At 66.0% G+C, this 17,547-nt stretch carries 18 protein-coding genes; 12 read left to right on the top strand and 6 right to left on the bottom strand.

Annotation, left to right across the window (positions count from 1 at the left end; genetic code table 11):
* The first annotated feature begins 16 nt into the window (after positions 1-16).
* On the top strand, positions 17-997 hold the full coding sequence (locus tag BLU29_RS16020) for an MBL fold metallo-hydrolase (RefSeq protein ID WP_091060027.1): 981 nt from the start codon (positions 17-19) through the stop codon (positions 995-997).
* A 206-nt stretch (positions 998-1,203) separates the two neighbouring features.
* Positions 1,204-1,974, top strand: a complete 771-nt coding sequence (locus BLU29_RS16015) for a DUF3108 domain-containing protein (RefSeq protein WP_157693939.1) — start codon at positions 1,204-1,206, stop codon at positions 1,972-1,974.
* A 16-nt stretch (positions 1,975-1,990) separates the two neighbouring features.
* Here BLU29_RS16015 and BLU29_RS16010 read toward each other — a convergent pair whose 3' ends face one another.
* A complete protein-coding gene (locus BLU29_RS16010) occupies positions 1,991-2,548 on the bottom strand; it encodes a DNA-3-methyladenine glycosylase (RefSeq protein ID WP_091060023.1) in 558 nt (185 codons plus the stop codon).
* Positions 2,549-2,573: 25 nt separating this feature from the next.
* Between BLU29_RS16010 and BLU29_RS16005 the strand changes: the two genes are divergently transcribed.
* The 4 genes from BLU29_RS16005 (at position 2,574) to BLU29_RS15990 (ending at position 5,113) form a co-directional block, all read left to right on the top strand.
* The gene (locus tag BLU29_RS16005) at positions 2,574-3,998 is read left to right on the top strand and encodes an MFS transporter (RefSeq protein ID WP_091060021.1); all 1,425 of its coding nucleotides are present in this window, start codon (positions 2,574-2,576) and stop codon (positions 3,996-3,998) included.
* A 49-nt stretch (positions 3,999-4,047) separates the two neighbouring features.
* Positions 4,048-4,362 (top strand): 50S ribosomal protein L21, encoded by a 315-nt coding sequence (gene rplU / locus BLU29_RS16000; protein WP_091060019.1) that lies wholly within the window; start codon positions 4,048-4,050, stop codon positions 4,360-4,362.
* 12 nt (positions 4,363-4,374) lie between these two features.
* Complete coding sequence (gene rpmA / locus BLU29_RS15995; protein ID WP_091060017.1) at positions 4,375-4,614, top strand: 50S ribosomal protein L27; 240 nt, start codon at positions 4,375-4,377, stop codon at positions 4,612-4,614.
* Between the two features lie 163 nt (positions 4,615-4,777).
* Complete coding sequence (locus BLU29_RS15990) at positions 4,778-5,113, top strand: hypothetical protein (RefSeq protein WP_091060014.1); 336 nt, start codon at positions 4,778-4,780, stop codon at positions 5,111-5,113.
* Positions 5,114-5,192: 79 nt separating this feature from the next.
* Here the strand turns inward: BLU29_RS15990 and BLU29_RS15985 are convergent, their stop codons facing one another.
* Together BLU29_RS15985 and scpB are read right to left on the bottom strand one after the other, a co-directional pair.
* Positions 5,193-6,284, bottom strand: a complete 1,092-nt coding sequence (locus tag BLU29_RS15985) for a Gfo/Idh/MocA family oxidoreductase (protein WP_091060012.1) — start codon at positions 6,282-6,284, stop codon at positions 5,193-5,195.
* Entirely contained in the window at positions 6,281-7,096 is an 816-nt protein-coding gene (scpB, locus tag BLU29_RS15980; protein ID WP_091060010.1) for an SMC-Scp complex subunit ScpB, read from the bottom strand. The genes BLU29_RS15985 and scpB overlap by 4 nt, the downstream gene beginning before the upstream one ends.
* A 188-nt stretch (positions 7,097-7,284) precedes the next feature.
* On the opposite strand from scpB, the gene BLU29_RS15975 reads away from it, so the two are divergent.
* From BLU29_RS15975 to BLU29_RS15955, 6 genes are all read left to right on the top strand, one after another.
* Positions 7,285-8,877 (top strand): glucose-6-phosphate isomerase, encoded by a 1,593-nt coding sequence (locus BLU29_RS15975; protein WP_091060007.1) that lies wholly within the window; start codon positions 7,285-7,287, stop codon positions 8,875-8,877.
* Between the two features lie 102 nt (positions 8,878-8,979).
* Positions 8,980-9,792 carry a hypothetical protein gene (locus BLU29_RS15970; RefSeq protein ID WP_091060004.1) on the top strand — a complete coding sequence of 271 codons (813 nt, stop codon included), beginning with the start codon at positions 8,980-8,982 and terminating at the stop codon, positions 9,790-9,792.
* 2 nt (positions 9,793-9,794) lie between these two features.
* Entirely contained in the window at positions 9,795-9,947 is a 153-nt protein-coding gene (locus tag BLU29_RS18340; protein WP_172830286.1) for a hypothetical protein, read from the top strand.
* Between the two features lie 30 nt (positions 9,948-9,977).
* A complete protein-coding gene (gene rsmI, locus BLU29_RS15965; protein ID WP_091060002.1) occupies positions 9,978-10,700 on the top strand; it encodes a 16S rRNA (cytidine(1402)-2'-O)-methyltransferase in 723 nt (240 codons plus the stop codon).
* Between the two features lie 186 nt (positions 10,701-10,886).
* Entirely contained in the window at positions 10,887-11,834 is a 948-nt protein-coding gene (locus BLU29_RS15960; RefSeq protein ID WP_231962252.1) for a phosphatase, read from the top strand.
* Positions 11,835-11,846: 12 nt separating this feature from the next.
* Positions 11,847-14,141: a transferrin receptor-like dimerization domain-containing protein gene (locus BLU29_RS15955; protein WP_091060000.1), complete on the top strand. Its 2,295-nt coding sequence runs from the start codon at positions 11,847-11,849 to the stop codon at positions 14,139-14,141.
* Positions 14,142-14,196: 55 nt separating this feature from the next.
* On the opposite strand, the gene BLU29_RS15950 is transcribed toward BLU29_RS15955, so the two are convergent.
* The 3 genes from BLU29_RS15950 to BLU29_RS15940 form a co-directional block, all read right to left on the bottom strand.
* Positions 14,197-15,120, bottom strand: a complete 924-nt coding sequence (locus BLU29_RS15950; protein WP_231962251.1) for an RluA family pseudouridine synthase — start codon at positions 15,118-15,120, stop codon at positions 14,197-14,199.
* 108 nt (positions 15,121-15,228) lie between these two features.
* Positions 15,229-16,215, bottom strand: a complete 987-nt coding sequence (locus BLU29_RS15945) for a hypothetical protein (protein WP_091059995.1) — start codon at positions 16,213-16,215, stop codon at positions 15,229-15,231.
* Between the two features lie 198 nt (positions 16,216-16,413).
* On the bottom strand, positions 16,414-17,529 hold the full coding sequence (locus tag BLU29_RS15940; RefSeq protein ID WP_091059992.1) for an aminopeptidase: 1,116 nt from the start codon (positions 17,527-17,529) through the stop codon (positions 16,414-16,416).
* Positions 17,530-17,547 lie beyond the last annotated feature (18 nt).

Raw genomic sequence — 17,547 nt, 5'->3', positions numbered from 1 at the left:
CTTGCTGGGAGGCCTCATGTCCTGGGTGGTCAATTTCAAGCACGGCGTCCATCTGCCCCAGATTGGCTGGTGGCTGGACGCGCAGAAATCCCAGGCCCGCTCCTTTGTTTCCCACGCCCACTCGGATCACATCGCCTCGCACCGGGAGATCCTCGCGACCCGCGAGACGGCCAGCCTGATGCGGTTGCGGATGGGCGGCAAACGCCAGGAGCACATCCTCGCCTTCGACCAGGCTTGGACGGCGGACTTCGGCTGCGAGGTGAAACTCCATCCGGCGGGCCACATCTTCGGCTCCGCCATGTTTCACGCCACCACCGCGCACGGCCGCCTGCTCTACACCGGTGACTTCAAGCTCCGCCCGAGCCCCGGCGCGGAAACCTGCGTCGTGCCGCGGGCCGACGTGCTCATCATGGAGACCACCTTCGGCCTGCCGCGCTACGTCTTTCCGCCACAGCATGAGATCGAGCGGGACATCGTCGACTTCTGCCGACAGGCGCTGGCGGACAAGGTGACGCCCGTGCTCTATGCCTACAGCCTGGGCAAAACCCAGGAGCTGCTGCAGATCGTCGGCGGCGCCGGCCTGCCCGTCATGCTGCACGCCACCAGTTACAAGGTGACCCGGCGTTACACCGAGCTGGGCATGAAACTGCCGCCCTATGCGCTGCTCGAGACCAAGGGGCACGCCGGTCACGTCGTCATCGCCCCGCCCATGATGAACCACCTCGAGCCGCTGACCTGGATCCACCCGAAACGCACCGCCGTCGCCACCGGCTGGGCGATGGACCACGGTGCCATCTATCAAAACAAGTGCGATGCCGCCTTCCCGCTGTCCGACCACGCCGATTTCCCGGACCTGCTGGCCCTCGTGGACCGGGTCCGGCCGAAGCTCGTCTACACGTTGCACGGCTTCGCCAAGGAGTTCGCCGCCACCCTGCGCGCCCGCGGCACCGAGGCCTGGGCCATCGGCCAGCAGAATCAGATGGACCTGGCGCTCTGAGCGATTAACCATGAATGGACACAAAGAGGCACGAATTTTTTGAGCAGAGCCTCCAGGCCGACCCAGCCAAAAATACGTTCCGCTGCTGATCTGTGGCTTGGGTCATATTCGTGCTCATTGGTGTCCATTCGTGGTTTCGTTCAGTCCCCCCGGCAAACACTCGACGCCGGCCGCACTTTCGCTCATTGGTGCTGTCCTTCTACCCTGTGAAATTTCCCGCCTTCCTCCTCCTTGGCCTGCCGGCGCTCGCCGGCGCCGCACCGTTCACCGCCTTCCGTGACGGCGAAACCTTCACCTACAAGGTCGGTTTCGCCATCTTCGGCCGCGCAGGCGACATTGTCATCTCGGCCCACGACGAAAAGAAGGATGGGGCGGACGTGGTGCGGGTGACCACGGACACGAGGTCGCATGGATTTGTCCGCGCCGTCTACGCGTTCGACAACAAGGCCGAGGTCCTCATCGACAAGGCCTCGGGCCGCATGCTGCACGTCAAGGAAAGCGGGGCCGACCCGAAGCGCGCCACCGACACGGAGATCACCTTCGACTACAAGGCCCGCGTGGCCCAATACATCGATCGCGTCCGCTCCGACCGCTCGGAAGTGGTTCCCATCCCGGAGGGAAATCCCGTCGACCTCATCAGCGCCCTGGTGCAGACGCGCGACTGGAATCTGCAGCCCGGGGAAAAGCGGGACGTGATCGTGCAGTTCGGCAGCGATTTCTACCCGCTGAGCATCAAGGCCGAGGCCTACGAGGAGGTGCGCACGCCCCTCGGCACCTACCGGACCCTCGTGCTGGTGCCGCGCATGGAGAAGGACCCCAAGGGCCTCTTCAAGAAGGGCGGCGAGATCAAGGTCTGGATTTCCCAGGACGCCAGCAACCTGCCCGTGAAGATGCAGCTCAAGCTGAACTTCGGCACCGCGACCCTGCTGCTGAGCGATTACAAGGCTCCGGCGACTCTCTCGGCCGCGACGAAATAGGTAGGGGCCGTTGCCCTCAACGGCCCGGGCGCTTGGGGGCAAGCGCCCCTGCCTCCATCCAAAACCGCCACGGCTTCCGCGCCCACACCGGCCCGGCATAGTCCACGCCGATGCGGGCGCTGACCCGCAATGCTCTACGCGGCACCTTGAAGCCGTCATCCTCGAGCCAGAGCCCCGAGACTCGCGCCGCCGCGGCTCCGTTCAACTGCCGGCCGATGCTCAACCGTTTCGTCAGCCGGCCCGGGCCGCTGATGTCCTCGACTCCACGAATCAGGACTGCGGCCGGATAGTCCGCCGGACCGGTCACGAGATTCAGCATCTCGTGCATGCCGTAGCACAGATAAACATACCAGATGCCGCCCGGCCGATACATGACCTCGGTGCGTTTGGTGCGGCCCTTGCTAGCGTGGCAGGCGAGATCCCTTTCCCCGTCATAAGCCTCCACCTCGGTGATGCGATGCCGCGTGACGGCGCCGTCGGCGTGACGCCGGGCGAGCACCTTGCCCACCAAGCCGCGCGCCAGCGTCACGGTCCGGCGGTCCTGGAGAGATTTCGCTTTAACGGTGCGGCGCATGGCCTGATATCTGCGAACGAACTACATGAACGCAACTCCCGCCCGGCCCTCGCTGGCCCAGAATCGCGCGATCCTGCGGCAGGGCCTGCGGGCCAGCGTGGCGGAAGGCGTGCTGGCCACGCCGGTCGTGACGATGTCGCTCCCGGTGAATATTTTCATGACGGCGCTGGTCGCGAAGGGCTTCCCGCTGTCCAAGCCGGACATCGGCGGCGCCAGCTCGCTGCCGTTTGCGTGCAATTTCCTGCAGGTGTTCATCACGCCGCTCGTGACCCGCCGGGCCCGGGCCAGGCCCACGGCCATCATCGCGGCGGCCCTGCACACCGGCTGCTGGGCCTGGCTCGGCTGGAAGCTGCCGTTTCTCTCCCCCGCCGACCCGGTCGCCACCGGCCGGTTTCTGCTCCTCTGGGTCTTCATCGCCTCGCTCTTCAACGCCGTGCTGAGCGTCGTGTGGAACGGCTGGATGCATGAGATCGTGCCCGCGCGGCTGCGCGGCCGGTATTTCGGCCAGCGCAACCGCCTCATCCAGGGCGCGACGCTCGTGTTTGTCCTCGGCACCGGCTGCGCGCTGTCGTGGGGCGGCTATTCGGCCCGCACCTTCCAGGCGATCATCGCCGTCGCGTGTCTGTGCCGGGTCGCGTCGCTGTTCTACTTCGCACGGATGCCCGACCGCGGGCCGCAGACGCACGCGCCGGGACCCGCCACGCTGCCGTTGCGGCAGCAGGTCGCCGTGGTGCGCCGGTCGCACTCGCTGCTGCTCTTCATCGCGTTCGGCGCCGTGTGGAACTTCGCCTCGAACTGCTTCGGCCCGTTCTACCACGTCTTCATGTTCGAGCAGCTGGATTTCTCCGGCCTGCAGGTCGGCCTCCTGGCCACGCTGACGGCCTTGGGCGGGATCATTTCCCTGCCCATCTGGGGCGGCCTGCTCGACCGCTATGGCAACAAGGCCTGCATGGCGGTGGCGCTCGGGTTGTGGCAGGGGCCGAATTTCCTCTGGTGCTTCCTGACCCCCGGCAACAGCGCGATCCTCTACGGCATGTGGTTCTGGGGCGGCGCCCTGAGCGCGGGATTCATCCTCGGGCAGTTCACGATCCTGCTGAAATTGATCCCGGCCGAGGCCCGCAGCCTGGCCATCGGCCTGAACCTGGCGGTCACGTCGATCGTGGCGGCGGTATCCCCGATCATCGGTGGCGAAGTGCTGGCCCGGCTGTTCGCCCAAGGCTATGCGCCGCTCGATGTCTATCACGTGGTCTTTTTGCTGCAGCCGGCCGTTTCCCTGCTTGGTTGTATCTTGTTGCTGCGCATAGAGGAGCCCGCCTCCAGTCCGCTGGGCAGCGTGGTCGGAGCCATGCGCAACATCCGCACCCTGAGCGGGGTGCTGGGCTTGAGTTTTTTCGTCAATTATCTCTTTGTGAGGCCGGCGGATGCCGATTCGCGCCGCCGTTTAAAATAAAGCCTTGATTACCCTCCGCCGACTCCCCTTATTTCGCCCCTTTGAACTTATGAAAGCCACTATCAAAACACAGGGGAAGCAGTTCTCGGTCAGCGAGGGCGATATCCTCATCGTGGACCGCTATCCCAAGACGGAAGCCGGCTCCACGGTCGAAATCAACGAAGTCCTCGCCGCGGGCGAAGGCGAGAATTTCAAGGTCGGCACCCCCTTCCTCACCGGCGCCTCGGTCAAGGCCAAGGTCCTCGAGAACAAGCGCGGCAAGAAGGTCATCGTTTTCAAGATGCGCAAGCGCAAGGGCTCGAAGCGCAAGCGCGGCCATCGTCAGGAGCTCTCTGTCATCAAGATCGAGTCCATCAAAGCCTAAGGAACCACTGCCATGGCACATAAAACAGGTCAAAAATCCTCCAGCAACGGCCGCGACAGCGCGTCCAAGCGCCTCGGCGTCAAAATTTTTGGCGGCCAGAAGGTCCTCGCCGGCGGCATCATCATCCGCCAGCGCGGCTCCAAGCACCACGCCGGCAAGGGCGTCGGCACCGGCCGCGATTGGACGCTCTTCGCGCTCCGCGACGGCACCGTCGAGTTCGACAAGGCCCACCGCAAGGTGAACGTCGTCTGAGCTGACGATCCCGCATCAATTCCAAGGCGCACCGCAAGGTGCGCCTTTTTTGTATCCTGTAGGGTCGCCGCTTGCGGCGACCTGAACGCAATCGAGGTCGTCGCAAGCGACGACCCTACACCCCATCCTTGCACGCCGGGACACTTTCCCCTTTCCTTCCCCCGTGTCCGACCGCCTCTCCGAACTCCAACGCCAGCGCGCCCTCGCCCAGGAGCAGCTTGCATGGCTGGACCGCGAGATCGCCCGGGAATCGGGCCAGGCCCCGGCTGCGCCGGCTCCGCTCCCCGCGACGCCCGCCGCCCCGGTGGCTGCTGCGCCCAGGGAAATGTCCGCGGCCGCGGCCCGCGCCGCCGACGAGATCATCGCCCAGTATCAAACGCCGCCGGGCAGCACGGCGAAGAACGTCAAGCGCGGTTGCTACGCCTATTTCTTCGTGGCGCTGGGCACCTTCCTGCTGGTTGTCGGGACGATCTACCTTTTCTATCTCCGCCGGCAGTAGGCGTGTGGGGCGGGATCACCGCATCCCGCCTTCGTTCGAAAAGGATATCGCGTTCGAGGCGGGATACGGTGATCCCGCCCTACAGCGTCACGCGCCAGCGGCCGTTGCTCCACGACTCCCAGACGGCCTCGGTGAACTGCATGTATTTCACGCCGGTCTCGAAATCCGTCAGCCGGACCGGCTTCCCGTCGCGGATGCTGTCGATGAAATCCGCCTCGACCCGCCAGGCGCCGCGCTTCTCCGGGGCGATGACCACCGGTTTTTCCGCCTCGCCGCGCAGGCGCAGCCAAAGCTCGCCCTTGGCCAGATCCAGCCGCAGGCCGCCCTTGCTGCCGTTGACCCGGATCTCGGCGCGCGGCGCGGAGGTTTCCACGCCGCTGAAATGGGCGACCAACCGGGCCCCGGTGGGCTGCCAGTTGACCGCCCAGGGAGCATTGGTGGCCGCCGTGGGCGCCGTGGCCGCCGCGTAACTGCCCAGCACCGTCACGCTTTCCGGAATCGTCGTGGCTTGCGGGACGCCTTCCTCGTCCTTCCGCTCCTTGGAGAAGATGGCCGCGTCGGCCACCAGCGAGGTCACGGCGCGCCCCAGCCAGCGCAGGATCATTTCGTAATAGATGCCGAGGTAGAGGGTGTTTTTCCCGCTCAGGGTCAGGTTCTGCCGCCAGCTGAGCGGCAGCGCGCTGTCGGCCAGCCCGTCCGTCGTCGCCGTCAGGAAAACCTCCCGCAGCGTGCCGAGCGTGCCGGCCTGGAGCAGATCGATGATCGTGGCGTCAAAGGGCAGCGATAGCGGCGCCGGCACGATCTGCGCCACGAGCCGGGGATGCAGTTTGGATTCGGCCAGCATCAGCTCGGCCTCGGCCAGGTTGCGGGCCATCCGCGCCTCGGTCAGCACGTGCTTGCCGGCGCGCAGCGCCGCCACCGTCAGCTTGCCGTGCAGATTCGGCCACGTGCCGATGCAGATGGCATCAATGTTCGGCGCCTCGACGATCTCCTTCCAGTTGTCCGTAACCTTGGGAATGCCGAATTCCTTGGCGACCTTTTCGCCGGACGCCAGGGTCCGGTTGCACACCGCCACCACCTCGACCCCGGGGATGGCCTTGAAACCGGGAATGTGCCGCGTCCGCGTGTTGCCCCCGGCGCCGATGACCCCGATGCGGACGGGCTTGCTCATGAGGCCGGTTGCTCCGGCGCCGCCGCCTGTTCGAGCGACATCTGTTGCTCCTCGGTCTCGTCGAGCCCCATGTCGGCGTCACCGGCCGCCCGCGGGTTGTTCGAGGTCTGCAGCCAGGCGTCAATCTGCCGGGGCGAGAGCACGTCCGAGGCCGGCAGCTCGTCGAGGGACTTGATGCCGACAAACTCGAGGAAGGCGTCGGTCGTGCCGTATTGGATCGGCCGGCCCGGCAGGTCGGCGCGTCCGACGATGTAGACGAGGTCGCGCTCGAGCAATTTGTTGAGACCGGCCTCGGCGGACACGCCGCGGATCTGCTCGATCTCGGCGCGCGTCACCGGCTGACGGTAGGCGATCACGGCCATGGTCTCGAGGGACGACGGGCTCAGCTTGACCGGCGGCGGCTCGTTGCGCAGCAGGCGCACCCAGCGGGCGAAGCGCGGGTGCGTGACCAGCCGCCAGCCGTTGTGACCCTCGACCAGCACGATCTCGCTGGCCGCAGCCTGCAACTCCAGCGAGATGCTGTCGATCGCCTCGCGGATCTGGGCGGTCGTGACCAGGGCCGGCACGTCGCGGTAGAATTCATCGTCTTCGACCGCGGCGGGCAGCACGGGCTCCTCCGGCTCGGCAGGGGCCGGAGCGGCGGCTTCAGGGTTGTCCCGCTGCTCCCCGCTCCCTGCTCCCGGCTCGACCAGCGGCAGCGTTGTTGCCTGCTCGTGGAAACGGCTGATCGCCGTCTGGATATCTTTCACCGAAAGCGGCCCGTTCGAGGCGAACAGCATCACTTTCAAGACACGTTTGAGATCAAAGGCCATGCTTTAAGCCCTTAGTGATTGGGCCCCCGCGTCGCCCTAGCAATCCCGAAAACATGGTTCGATTGTGTAGGGGCGCCGCTTGTCGGCGCCCGCGGGCGTCCACAAGGGTCGCCCCGACGAAGCGCCCCGCGCTTAGGCCGTTTTTCGGGCTAGCTCCCGCCCCGCCCTGCCGCTACTTCTATCCACCTATGACCTGGAACCGCTTCAAGTCACTCTACTACACCCACCCGAAGCTCGGCCTGTCGCTCGACGTCAGCCGCATGCCTTTCCCGGATGATTTCCTGGGCTTGATGGAGCCCAAGCTCAAGCAAGCCTTCACCGACATGGCCGCCCTCGAGGCCGGCGCCATCGCCAACCCCGACGAGAAGCGCATGGTCGGCCATTACTGGCTCCGCGCGCCCGAGCTCGCCCCGACGGCGGAGCTGCGCACCGCCATCACCTCGACGCTCGCCGCCATCAAGGACTTCACGACCAAGGTGCACCAGGGCACCCTCACCGCGCCGGGCGGGGCCAGGTTCAAGGAGGTCCTCGTCATTGGCATCGGCGGCTCGGCGCTCGGGCCGCAGTTCGTCAGTCACGCCCTCGGCCGGCTCAAGGGCGGCCGCGACAAGATGGGCGTCTCCTTCTTCGACAACACCGATCCGGACGGCATCGACTACGTCCTGAAGACGCTCGGCCGCCGCCTGAAGCAGACGCTCGTGATCGTCATCTCGAAATCCGGCGGCACGGCCGAGACCCGCAACGGCATGCTCGAGGCGCAAGCGGCCTTCAAGGCCGCCGGGCTCGACTTCGCGAAGCATTTTGTCGCCGTCACCGGCGAGGGCTCGAAGCTCGACCAGGTCGCGCAGCAGGAAGGCTGGCTCGCCCGCTTCCCGATGTGGGACTGGGTCGGTGGCCGCACCTCGGAGCTCTGCGCCGTGGGCCTGCTGCCCGCCGCCCTGCAGGGCATCAAGATCGACCAGATGCTCGCCGGCGCCGCGGCCATGGACGCCGTCACGCGCAAGAAATCCTCCCGCGACAATCCCGCCGCGCTGCTGGCGCTCATGTGGTATTGGGCCACCGACGGCCGCGGCACGAAGGACATGGTTGTCCTCCCCTACAAGGACCGCCTGCTGCTCTTCTCGCGCTATCTCCAGCAGCTCGTCATGGAGTCGCTCGGCAAGGAGACCGACCTCGCCGGCCATGTGGTCAACCAGGGCATCGCCGTCTACGGCAACAAGGGCTCGACCGACCAGCATGCCTACGTGCAGCAGCTCCGCGAGGGCGTGAACAATTTCTTCGTCACCTTCATCGAGGTCCTCAAGGACCGCAGCGCCGACACCTCGCTCGAGGTCGAGCCGGGCGTCACGAGCGGCGATTTCCTGCAGGGTTTCCTGCTCGGCACGCGGGACGCGCTCAGCGAGAAGAACCGCCACTCGATCACGATCACGGTCAATGAGGTTTCACCGAAGACCATCGGCATGCTGATCGCCCTCTACGAGCGCGCCGTGGGCCTCTACGCCTCGCTCGTCGGCATCAACGCCTACCACCAGCCCGGCGTCGAGGCGGGCAAGAAGGCCGCCGGCGGCGTCATCACGCTCAAGCTCAAGATCGATGCCGCCCTCCAGGCCGCCCCGGGAACCGGTTTCACCGCCGAGACGCTCGCGGCCAGGCTGGGCGCCCCTGACCGGACCGAACTCGTCTTCAAGGTGCTCGAGCATCTCGCGGCCAACCCGGGCGGCAAGGTGGTCAAGACCGCCCAGAAGCCCTGGTCCGACTCGACCTACACCTGGCAAGGTTGATTCTTCTCTTTGTAGGAGCCTGCTTGCAGGCGATTCAGAACGTAAACCGGCAGCGCACATCCAATCGCCTGCAAGCAGGCTCCTACACCTGAAAACACCGTCATGAATGCCCGCATCTACGCCGTGATCGCCAGCCTGGTCGCCCTCGGACTGGTTATCGGCCTATGGCGCGAACATGCTGGTCACCGCGAACTCGCTGCGCAGGTCACCCGCCTGACCCGGCAGAACGCCGACCTGCGCTACGAGGTGAAGCAAGCCAGCAAGCAGGCGACCGAAGTCGGCCAGCGCGCGATCGAACTCGATTCCCAGCTCGGCACAACCAAGGCCCGCACGACGGCCACCGAAGCCAGAAGCGTCCAGCTCACCCGCGAGCTGACGGAGACCAGGAGCCGGCTCACCGAGCGCGAGCAACGCGCGGTCGCCCTCATGGCCGAGCTGACTGATTTACGGCAGAAAGTGACGCCGGCCGCCGCAGCGACATCCCGCGGCGAGGTCGCCGCGGCTCCAATTGGAGCGCGGGCGACCCCGCCCGCGAGCATGCCGGCTCCGATTCCCGTCCCCGAGCCCGCCGTTGATGTCAGCCCCTACCGGGAACGGATCGCCCAACTCGAGGAGCAATTGACGCAGCTGTTGACCCGCGCCCTGACCGAGCCGGCGGTCGCTCTCCCGCCGGAACCCGAACCGGTGCAACACCAGGTCGTTCGGGTGGGAGCCGCCAGCACCTTTGTCGTGCTGGACTATGGCGCGGAGCATGGCGCCCGGCCCCAGGCCATTATTCGTTTGCAGCGGGGAACTTCCGAGCTGGCGCAGGTTCAAATCAGCGATGTCCGCCCCCGTTTCTCCCTCGCCCAGGTGTTGCCCGGCACCCTGAAAGGACAGTTGCAGAGCGGCGATTTAGTCGTATTCAACCCCTAAGCATGCCCTCTTCTCGCAAAGCTCTTTTTGTGTTCTTGCTGTCCCTCCTGGCGCTCGCCGGCCTGACCGGCTGCGGGCCCTCCAAGCAGGACTCCTCGATTCCGTGGAGCCGCCCTGCCGACTGGGAAGGCCGCATCCCCGGCATGGGCAAGTAAGGCCGCCCCTGCGGTCCTTCCGGCGACGTCATGACCACGCCAGCCGACAACCCCTCGCTGGTGCCCTTGCCCGGCCACCTCTATGTCGTGGCCACGCCCATCGGCAATCTCGCCGATCTGACCGACCGGGCTCGCGCCATCCTCGGCGCCGTCGATGTGGTGGCCTGTGAAGACACCCGCACCACCGGCGCCATGCTCACCCGCCTCGGCCTGCACCGGGAACTCACGCCCTACCACGAGCACAACGAGACCGAGGCCGCCGAACGCCTGGCCGAACAGATCTCGCTCGGGAAATCGGTCGCCGTCGTGAGCGACGCCGGCACGCCCGGCCTGAGTGATCCCGGTTTCCGCGTCGTCCGCGCCTGCCGCCGCCGCGGCCTGCCCGTCGTGCCCGTGCCCGGGCCCAGCGCGCTCGTGGCGGTGCTCAGCGCCAGCGGCCTGCCGACCAACGGCTTTCTCTTCGCCGGTTTCCTGCCGCCCAAGTCCGCCGCGCGCATCGCCTTTCTCCAGAAGCACCGCGACTTCGACTACACCCTCGCTCTCTACGAAAGCTGCCACCGCATCGACAAGTTCGCCGCCGAGATCGTCGAGGTGCTCGGCGCCGACCGCGTGATCTGCATCGCCAAGGAAGTCACCAAGCTGCACGAGACGTTCCTCGTGGGCCTCGCCGGCGACGTCTTGGCCCGGTTGCTGAAGATGAGCCTCAAGGGCGAGTTCGTCGTGCTCATCGCCCCGAGAGACTTTGTGCCTTGAACGAGGCCTTTTTTGACCACGGATTGCACGGATGATCACGGATGAAATCAACGCTGTCTGTCATCCTGAGCGTAGCGAAGGATCCAGCATCATGTTGGCCCGCGGAAATCATTCTGGATTCTTCACTCCGTTCAGAATGACAACCAAACCGTGTGGGGCATTTATCCGTGTCCATCCGTGAAATCCGTGGTCAATAACACTCCCACCGTCGCGGTCATCGACATCGGCAGCAACTCGATCAAGGTGCTGGTCGCGGCCCGCGACAAGTCGGGCGCCGTCACCGAGCTCACATCCAGGACCATCGACGCCCGCATCAGCGCCGGCATCGGCAAGGCCAAGCCGCAGCTCACGGAGGAAGGGATGGCCCGCGGCCTCGCCGCCGTCCAGGAATTGCTGGCCGATGCGGCGCCCTTTGCTCCCGCCAAGACCATCCTCGTCGCCACCAGCGCGGTGCGTGACGCCGGCAACGGCGCCGACTTCCGCCGCCGGGTCAAGGCCGCCACCGGCTACGATATCCGGATCCTATCCGGCGACGAGGAGGCCAATCTCATCGGTCGCGGCCTGACCTGCGACCCCGCGCTCGCCGATCTGAAGGATTTCTATGTTTTCGATCTCGGCGGCGGCAGCCTCGAGTGCCTCTTCTTTCACGACCGCCAGATCCAACAGGCCATGAGCCTCCAGCTCGGGTGTGTGCGGTTGACCGAGCGTTTCATCCAAGACCCGGCCGGTCCGTTGCCGCCGCACGAAGGCCAGGCCCTGGCCCGGCATGTGTGGGACGAACTCAAGCGCAGCGGCTTTCGCTTTCCCGTCATCGCCCCGGCCGCGGTCTTCGCCGGCGGCAGCATGACCACCGTGCGCGCCATCAAGGGCGCCCGGCACGGCCTGGCGCTCGAGAATACGCCGGCCATCATCGGCACCGACACGCTGAGCCAGCTGCTCGACGAGGTGGCACCGATGACCCTTGAGGAACGCAAGGCCATCCCGGGCCTGCCCGCCGCGCGCGCCGACGTCTTCCCCGCGGCGTTGATCACCATTGTCACGGTGGCCGACTACGCGCATATTGCGCGCTTCCACCATTCGCTCCACAATCTCCGCTGGGGACTCGCCGCCGAGGCCCTGGCTTCCCTTGGCTAACCGCATCCACCCATGACATCCCCCCGCCTGTTGGTTCTGCTCTCCTGCGTCGCGGCTCCCCTCCTGGCGGCCGAACCGGCGCCCGGCCTGCTCGGCTTCCTGCCCGAGCATGCTGCCGCCCAAGCGGGCCTTGAGACGAAATTCGACGCCCAGCTCAATCCCGCCGATCTCCGCGGCTGGCTCGAGACGATGGCGGCGGAGCCCAATCACGTCGGCTCCCCGCACGACAAACTCAACGCCGAGTTCACCCTCGCGAAGTTCCAGGAATGGGGCTGGGACGCCCACATCGAGACCTTCTACGTGCTCTATCCGACGCCGCTCACCCAGAAGCTGGAGCTCGTCGCACCGACCACGTTCACCGCCAGGATCCACGAGCCGGAGATCGCCGGTGACCGGACCTCCGGCAAGACCAAGGATGCCCTGCCGCCCTACCACGCCTATGGCGCCGACGGCGATGTCACCGCGGAACTGGTCTACGTCAACCGCGGCATGCCCGACGACTACAAGGAACTCGAGACGCACGGCGTCAGCGTGAAGGGCCGCATCGTCATCGTCCGTTACGGCGGCGGCTGGCGCGGGCTCAAGCCCAAGCTCGCCTATGAGCACGGCGCGGTCGGCTGCCTGATTTACTCCGATCCGGCCGATGACGGCTATGGGGCCGGCGATGTTTATCCGAAGGGCGGCTACCGCCCGGCCGACGGCGTGCAGCGTGGTTCCGTCGCCGACATGCCGGTTTATCCCGGTGATCCGCTGACGCCCGGCATCGGTGCGACGAAGGATGCGAAGCGCCTGCCCCTCTCCGAGGCCAAGACCGTGCTCAAGATTCCGGTCATGCCGATTTCCTATGCCGACGCGCAGCCCATGCTCGCCGCCCTCGCCGGTTCGGTCGTGCCGCCCGCTTGGCGCGGGGCGCTGCCGATCACGTATCACATCGGACCCGGCCCGGCGAAGGTTCACCTCGCCATCACCTCCGACTGGAGTCTCAAGCCCGTCTATGACGTCATCGCGACCATCAAGGGCCGCGAACTGCCCGACCAGTGGGTCATCCGCGGCAACCACCGCGACGGCTGGGTGTTTGGCGCGTGGGATCCGCTGTCGGGCCACGTCGCGATGATGGCCGAGGCCAGGTCCATCGGCGCGCTCGTGCAGTCCGGCTGGAAGCCGAAGCGCACGCTCGTCTACTGCAGCTGGGATGGCGAGGAGCCGGGCCTGCTCGGCTCCACCGAATGGGCGGAGACGCACGCCGACGAGCTGCAGAAAAAGGCCGTCCTCTATCTCAACTCCGACACGAACAGCCGCGGCTTCCTGCAGGTGGCGGGCAGCCACGCGCTGCAGAGCTTCGTCAACCAGGTCGCCGGCAGCGTGCGCGATCCCGAGATGAACGTCAGTGTGCTGGCCCGCCTGCGCGCCAGCCTGCTCGTTGACGGCAGCAAGGACGGCGCCTCGGCGCCGGAGCGCGCCATCGCCAAGCAGCTCGCCGCCGGCCAGGAAGTGCCGATTGGCGCGCTGGGCTCCGGCTCGGACTTCACGCCCTTCCTCCAGCATCTCGGCATCGGCACGCTGAGCATCGAGTTCGGCGGCGAGGACCAGCAGGCCGGGGTTTACCACTCCATCTACGACTCCTTCGACCACTACGACCGCTTCGGGGACCCGGGTTACCACTACGGCATCGCCCTGGCGCAAACGGTCGGCCGCGTGATGCTGCGCATGGCCGACGCCGATGTGCTGCCGGTGCACGAGACGGATTTCAGCGACACCGTCGGTCGTTACCTGGAGGAGATCCACACGCTCGCCGACAACCTGCGCAGCAGCACCGAGGAGAAGAACAGGCTGATCGACGCCAACGCCTACATCCTCGCCTCCGACCCGACCGAAACCTACGTGCAACCGGCCAAGGAAGGCGTCGTGCCTTTCCTCAACCTGGCCGCGCTCGACAACGCCGTGCTCCGCCTCAAGCAGAGCGCCGCGACCTGCGACCGGGCCGGCAGCCAGGCCCTCGCCGAGGGACTCAAGCTCACCGCAGCCCAGCGCGCCGAGGTCGAGACGCTCCTGCAGGGCATGGAACAGGCGCTCACGGACAACACCGGGCTGCCCGGCCGCGACTGGTTCCGCCACATGATCTATGCGCCGGGCCTGCTCACCGGTTACGGGGTGAAGACCCTGCCCGGCGTGCGCGAGGCCATCGAAGGCCGGCGCTGGGCGGAGGCGGAGAAATATTCCGCCATCACCGGCCACGCGCTGGATGTCTATAGCGACCGCCTCGACCGGCTCAGCGCCATCCTGAAGCCGGTGCCGCCGAAGAACTGAAGGATCAAATTGTAGAGGCGCTCTATGAGCGCCGTCCGGCGGTCACAGACCGCCGCTACAGCTTCCGCAACGCCGTCAGCATCTTCTTGAAATCGGACGGCAGCGGCGCGTTCAGATCCATGGTCTTGCCGCTCACGGGATGAGTGAAGACCAGGTGCTCGGCATGGAGCATGACGCGTGGCGGCGTGGGCAATTGGGGGTTCTGTTTCCAGCCGTAGGTGGCGTCGCCGAGAATCGGGTGGCCGAGCGACTTGAGGTGCACGCGGATCTGATGCGTCCGGCCCGTGTGGATGCGGCAGCGCAGCAGCGCCGCCTGGCTGCCGAATTTCTTCTCCACGGTCCAGTCGGTGCGCGACGGCCGGCCGCCCTCGCCCGTCGTCATGCGGTGCCGGTGCACGGGATGACGGGCGATGCTCCGGTCAATGCTGCCGCTGTCGGTCTTGGGCACGCCGGACACGAGCGCCACGTATTCCTTCGTGAGGGCGCGCGAGGCGAACTGGTCGGCCAGCGCGCGGTGCGCCGTGTCGTTCTTGGCGACGACAAGCAGGCCGGACGTATCCTTGTCGAGCCGGTGCACGATGCCCGGCCGCTCCACGCCGCCGATGCCGCTGAGCTCGCCGGCGCAATGGGCGAGCAGCGCGTGCACCATCGTGTCCTCGCCCGTGCCGGTGCCCGGATGCACCACCATGCCCGCGGCCTTGTTGAGCACGATGAGGTGCTTGTCCTCGAAAATCACGTTGAGCGGGATGTCCACCGCCCGCAGCTCTGCGGCGACGGTCTCTGGCAACGAAAACTCGAGCGTCTGGCCGGGCAGCACTTCCTGGCTCTGGTCTATGACCTTGCCATCCGCCTTGACCAACCCGGCTTCCATGGCGCGCTGGATGGCCGCGCGGCTGTGCTCGGGAAAGGCCTGGGCCAGCACCTTGTCGGCGCGCTCGCGGCGGCTGCCTGCGGGAATTGTGTAGGAGCTTGCTTGCAAGGGACCGGATGTTGCACGGCAATCCATCGCCTGCAAGCAGGCTCCTACAATAATACAGGTAGGGCGCGGACTCCGTTCCGCGCCATGGCGGTGAGCGGAGTCACCGCCCTACCTCGAGGCCGCGTCGAGCTCGCCAAGCCACAACTTCTTCTGCGCATCGCTCAACAACGCCACCTCGAAACCGTTGCGGGCCAACTGGACCAGCTCCTGGCGGCTGAAGCCGCTGCGCTCGGCCAGTGCGATGTATTCGTCCGTGACCGTGTTGCCAAAAGAAATGGGATCGTCGGTGCTGACGGTGACCTTCACCCCGGCATCAAACAGGCGGCGGATGGGATGGTTGCCCAGGCTGATCCCGGGCATGAGCTTGTGATTGCTGATCGGGCACATATCGAGCGCGATGCCGCGCCGCTTGATCTCGGCCACGACGGCGGCGTCCTCGACCGATCGCGTGCCATGCTCGATGCGCTGGGGCTGCAGTTCGCCCAGTATCCGGCGGATAAAATCCGCGCCCATGAATTCGCCGGCGTGCGCCTTGGTGTATTTGCCGGCCTGACGGGCCGCGGCCCAATAGGGCGCGGTCCACGCCTCGACCGGCGCATCTTCGAAACCGTGCAGGTCCACCCCGGCCAGATCCTTCCAGGTAAGCGCCTCGTCCAGCACCGGCTTCATCTTCGGTCCGGCGCCGTTGTGGTGGATGCCGAGAAAAACGCGCACCTCCAGGCCGGCCGGCACGGCGGCCCGGATGGCCGCCAGCACCTCGCGGCCGTTCAGGCCGCCGAACTCGATCACGCCGGAGGCAAAGCTGGTCTCGACGTATCGGACGTTCTGCGCGAGGTGCTGCGCGAAGATGATCTTCGCCGCCTCGTGGTAATGCTCCGGTGAGGTGAACCACGAGAACGCCATATCGAGCAGCTCCTGCTCGAAATGGCCGAAATCGCGGAACTTGAAATTGTGCGCCCAGGAGGCCGGGGGCGACGTGAACTCCGGACGGACGCGCTGCAGCAATTCGAAGGGCAGCGCCCCCTCGAGATGGAGGTGGGTCTCCGTCTTCGGGAGGGACTGGACGAACGCGAGGAGGGTGGAATCGGGAGGCATGTTTTTAGGCACGGATTAAACGGATGAATACGGATAAATGCCAAGACTCCCGATCCCTGTCATTCTGAACGGAGCGAAGAATCCAGTTGGACGATGCCTACTGATCGAAAGAACGACTGGATTCTTCGCTTCGCTCAGAATGACAAGACTTCTGCGGGTGACTGCATGATCCGTGATCATCCGGACAATCCATGGCGCTCAAACCTTGAGCAATTGGTCCGGATTGAGCTTCTTCAGCGCCGGCAGCGTGAAAAGGCCGTCCTTGCGGATAAGCTTGCCGTCGAACCAGATTTCGCCGCCGCCATATTCGGGGCGCTGGATGTTGACCATATCCCAGTGCACGGTCGATTTGTTGCCGTTGCCTCCCTCCTCGTAGGCCTGGCCGGGGGTGAAATGGAAGGAGCCCGCGATCTTCTCGTCGAAGAGGATGTCGCGCATCGGTTCGAGGATGTGCGGGTTGAAGCCGATGGCGAACTCGCCGATGTAGCGCGAGCCGGCGTCGGTATCGAGAATTTCGTTCAGGCGCTTCGTGTTGTTGCTCGTGGCCTCGACGATCCGGCCCTTCTTGAAGACGAGCCGGATGTTGTCGAACGAGGTGCCCAGGTAGACCGTGGGTGCGTTGTATTGGATCACGCCCTCGACGCTGTCCTTCACCGGGCAGGAGAACACCTCACCGTCGGGAATGTTGCGCAGGCCGCCGCACGGCACGGCGCCAATGCCCTTGATCGAGAACCGGAGGTCGGTGCCCGGACCCTGCAGGTGCACGCGGTCGGTCTGGTTCATCAGGCCGGCCAGCGCCTTCATGCCCGGGCCGTAGCGCCGGTAGTCGAAGGTGCAGACGCGGAAATAGAAATCCTCGAAAGCCTGCGTGCTCATGCCGGCCTGCTGGGCCATGGCGGACGACGGCCAGCGGAGCACGACCCACTTCGTCTTGTTCACGCGGTGGTCGAGCACCGGCTTCATCACCTTGGACATCGCCTGCACCCGGTCGGCCGGCACGTCGGAGGTCTCGAAGATGTTGTCCGAGCCGCGCACGGCGATGTAGGCCTGCATGTGCTTCATGCGCTGCAGCTCGACCTCGGCGGTCGTGCCGTATTGCTCAATGGTCGCGCCCTTGAGCAATTCGCGCGTGATCCGGGCCCGCTGCACATTCACGTAGGGCAGCGCCCCGCGCTCCTGGGCGGCCCGCACGAGGGCGATGGTGAAGGTGTCGGGCACGTCGAAAGCGTCGATGAGCACGCGCTCGCCCTTCTTCAGGTCGGTGGAGAAACCGGTCAGCACCTCGGCCAGCCGGGTAAAACGGGGATCACTCATGTTCAGACGCTCGCGAGA

Origin of the sequence: Opitutus sp. GAS368, assembly GCF_900104925.1 — a bacterium.
In the GTDB taxonomy this organism is placed as follows: Bacteria; Verrucomicrobiota; Verrucomicrobiia; order Opitutales; family Opitutaceae; genus Lacunisphaera.
This window is presented reverse-complemented; position numbering and strand designations above follow the sequence as displayed.

Excerpts from the sequence above, each read along its gene's own strand:
- BLU29_RS16005 (WP_091060021.1), top strand. The coding sequence starts at position 2,574 with ATGAACGCAACTCCCGCCCGGCCCTCGCTGGCCCAGAATCGCGCGATC.
- rplU (WP_091060019.1), top strand. The coding sequence starts at position 4,048 with ATGAAAGCCACTATCAAAACACAGGGGAAGCAGTTCTCGGTCAGCGAG.
- BLU29_RS15975 (WP_091060007.1), top strand. The coding sequence starts at position 7,285 with ATGACCTGGAACCGCTTCAAGTCACTCTACTACACCCACCCGAAGCTC.
- rsmI (WP_091060002.1), top strand. The coding sequence starts at position 9,978 with ATGACCACGCCAGCCGACAACCCCTCGCTGGTGCCCTTGCCCGGCCAC.
- BLU29_RS15940 (WP_091059992.1), bottom strand. The coding sequence starts at position 17,529 with ATGAGTGATCCCCGTTTTACCCGGCTGGCCGAGGTGCTGACCGGTTTC.
- BLU29_RS18340 (WP_172830286.1), top strand. The coding sequence starts at position 9,795 with ATGCCCTCTTCTCGCAAAGCTCTTTTTGTGTTCTTGCTGTCCCTCCTG.
- BLU29_RS15945 (WP_091059995.1), bottom strand. The coding sequence starts at position 16,215 with ATGCCTCCCGATTCCACCCTCCTCGCGTTCGTCCAGTCCCTCCCGAAG.
- BLU29_RS16010 (WP_091060023.1), bottom strand. The coding sequence starts at position 2,548 with ATGCGCCGCACCGTTAAAGCGAAATCTCTCCAGGACCGCCGGACCGTG.
- BLU29_RS15955 (WP_091060000.1), top strand. The coding sequence starts at position 11,847 with ATGACATCCCCCCGCCTGTTGGTTCTGCTCTCCTGCGTCGCGGCTCCC.
- BLU29_RS15985 (WP_091060012.1), bottom strand. The coding sequence starts at position 6,284 with ATGAGCAAGCCCGTCCGCATCGGGGTCATCGGCGCCGGGGGCAACACG.
- scpB (WP_091060010.1), bottom strand. The coding sequence starts at position 7,096 with ATGGCCTTTGATCTCAAACGTGTCTTGAAAGTGATGCTGTTCGCCTCG.
- rpmA (WP_091060017.1), top strand. The coding sequence starts at position 4,375 with ATGGCACATAAAACAGGTCAAAAATCCTCCAGCAACGGCCGCGACAGC.
- BLU29_RS16020 (WP_091060027.1), top strand. The coding sequence starts at position 17 with ATGTCCTGGGTGGTCAATTTCAAGCACGGCGTCCATCTGCCCCAGATT.
- BLU29_RS15970 (WP_091060004.1), top strand. The coding sequence starts at position 8,980 with ATGAATGCCCGCATCTACGCCGTGATCGCCAGCCTGGTCGCCCTCGGA.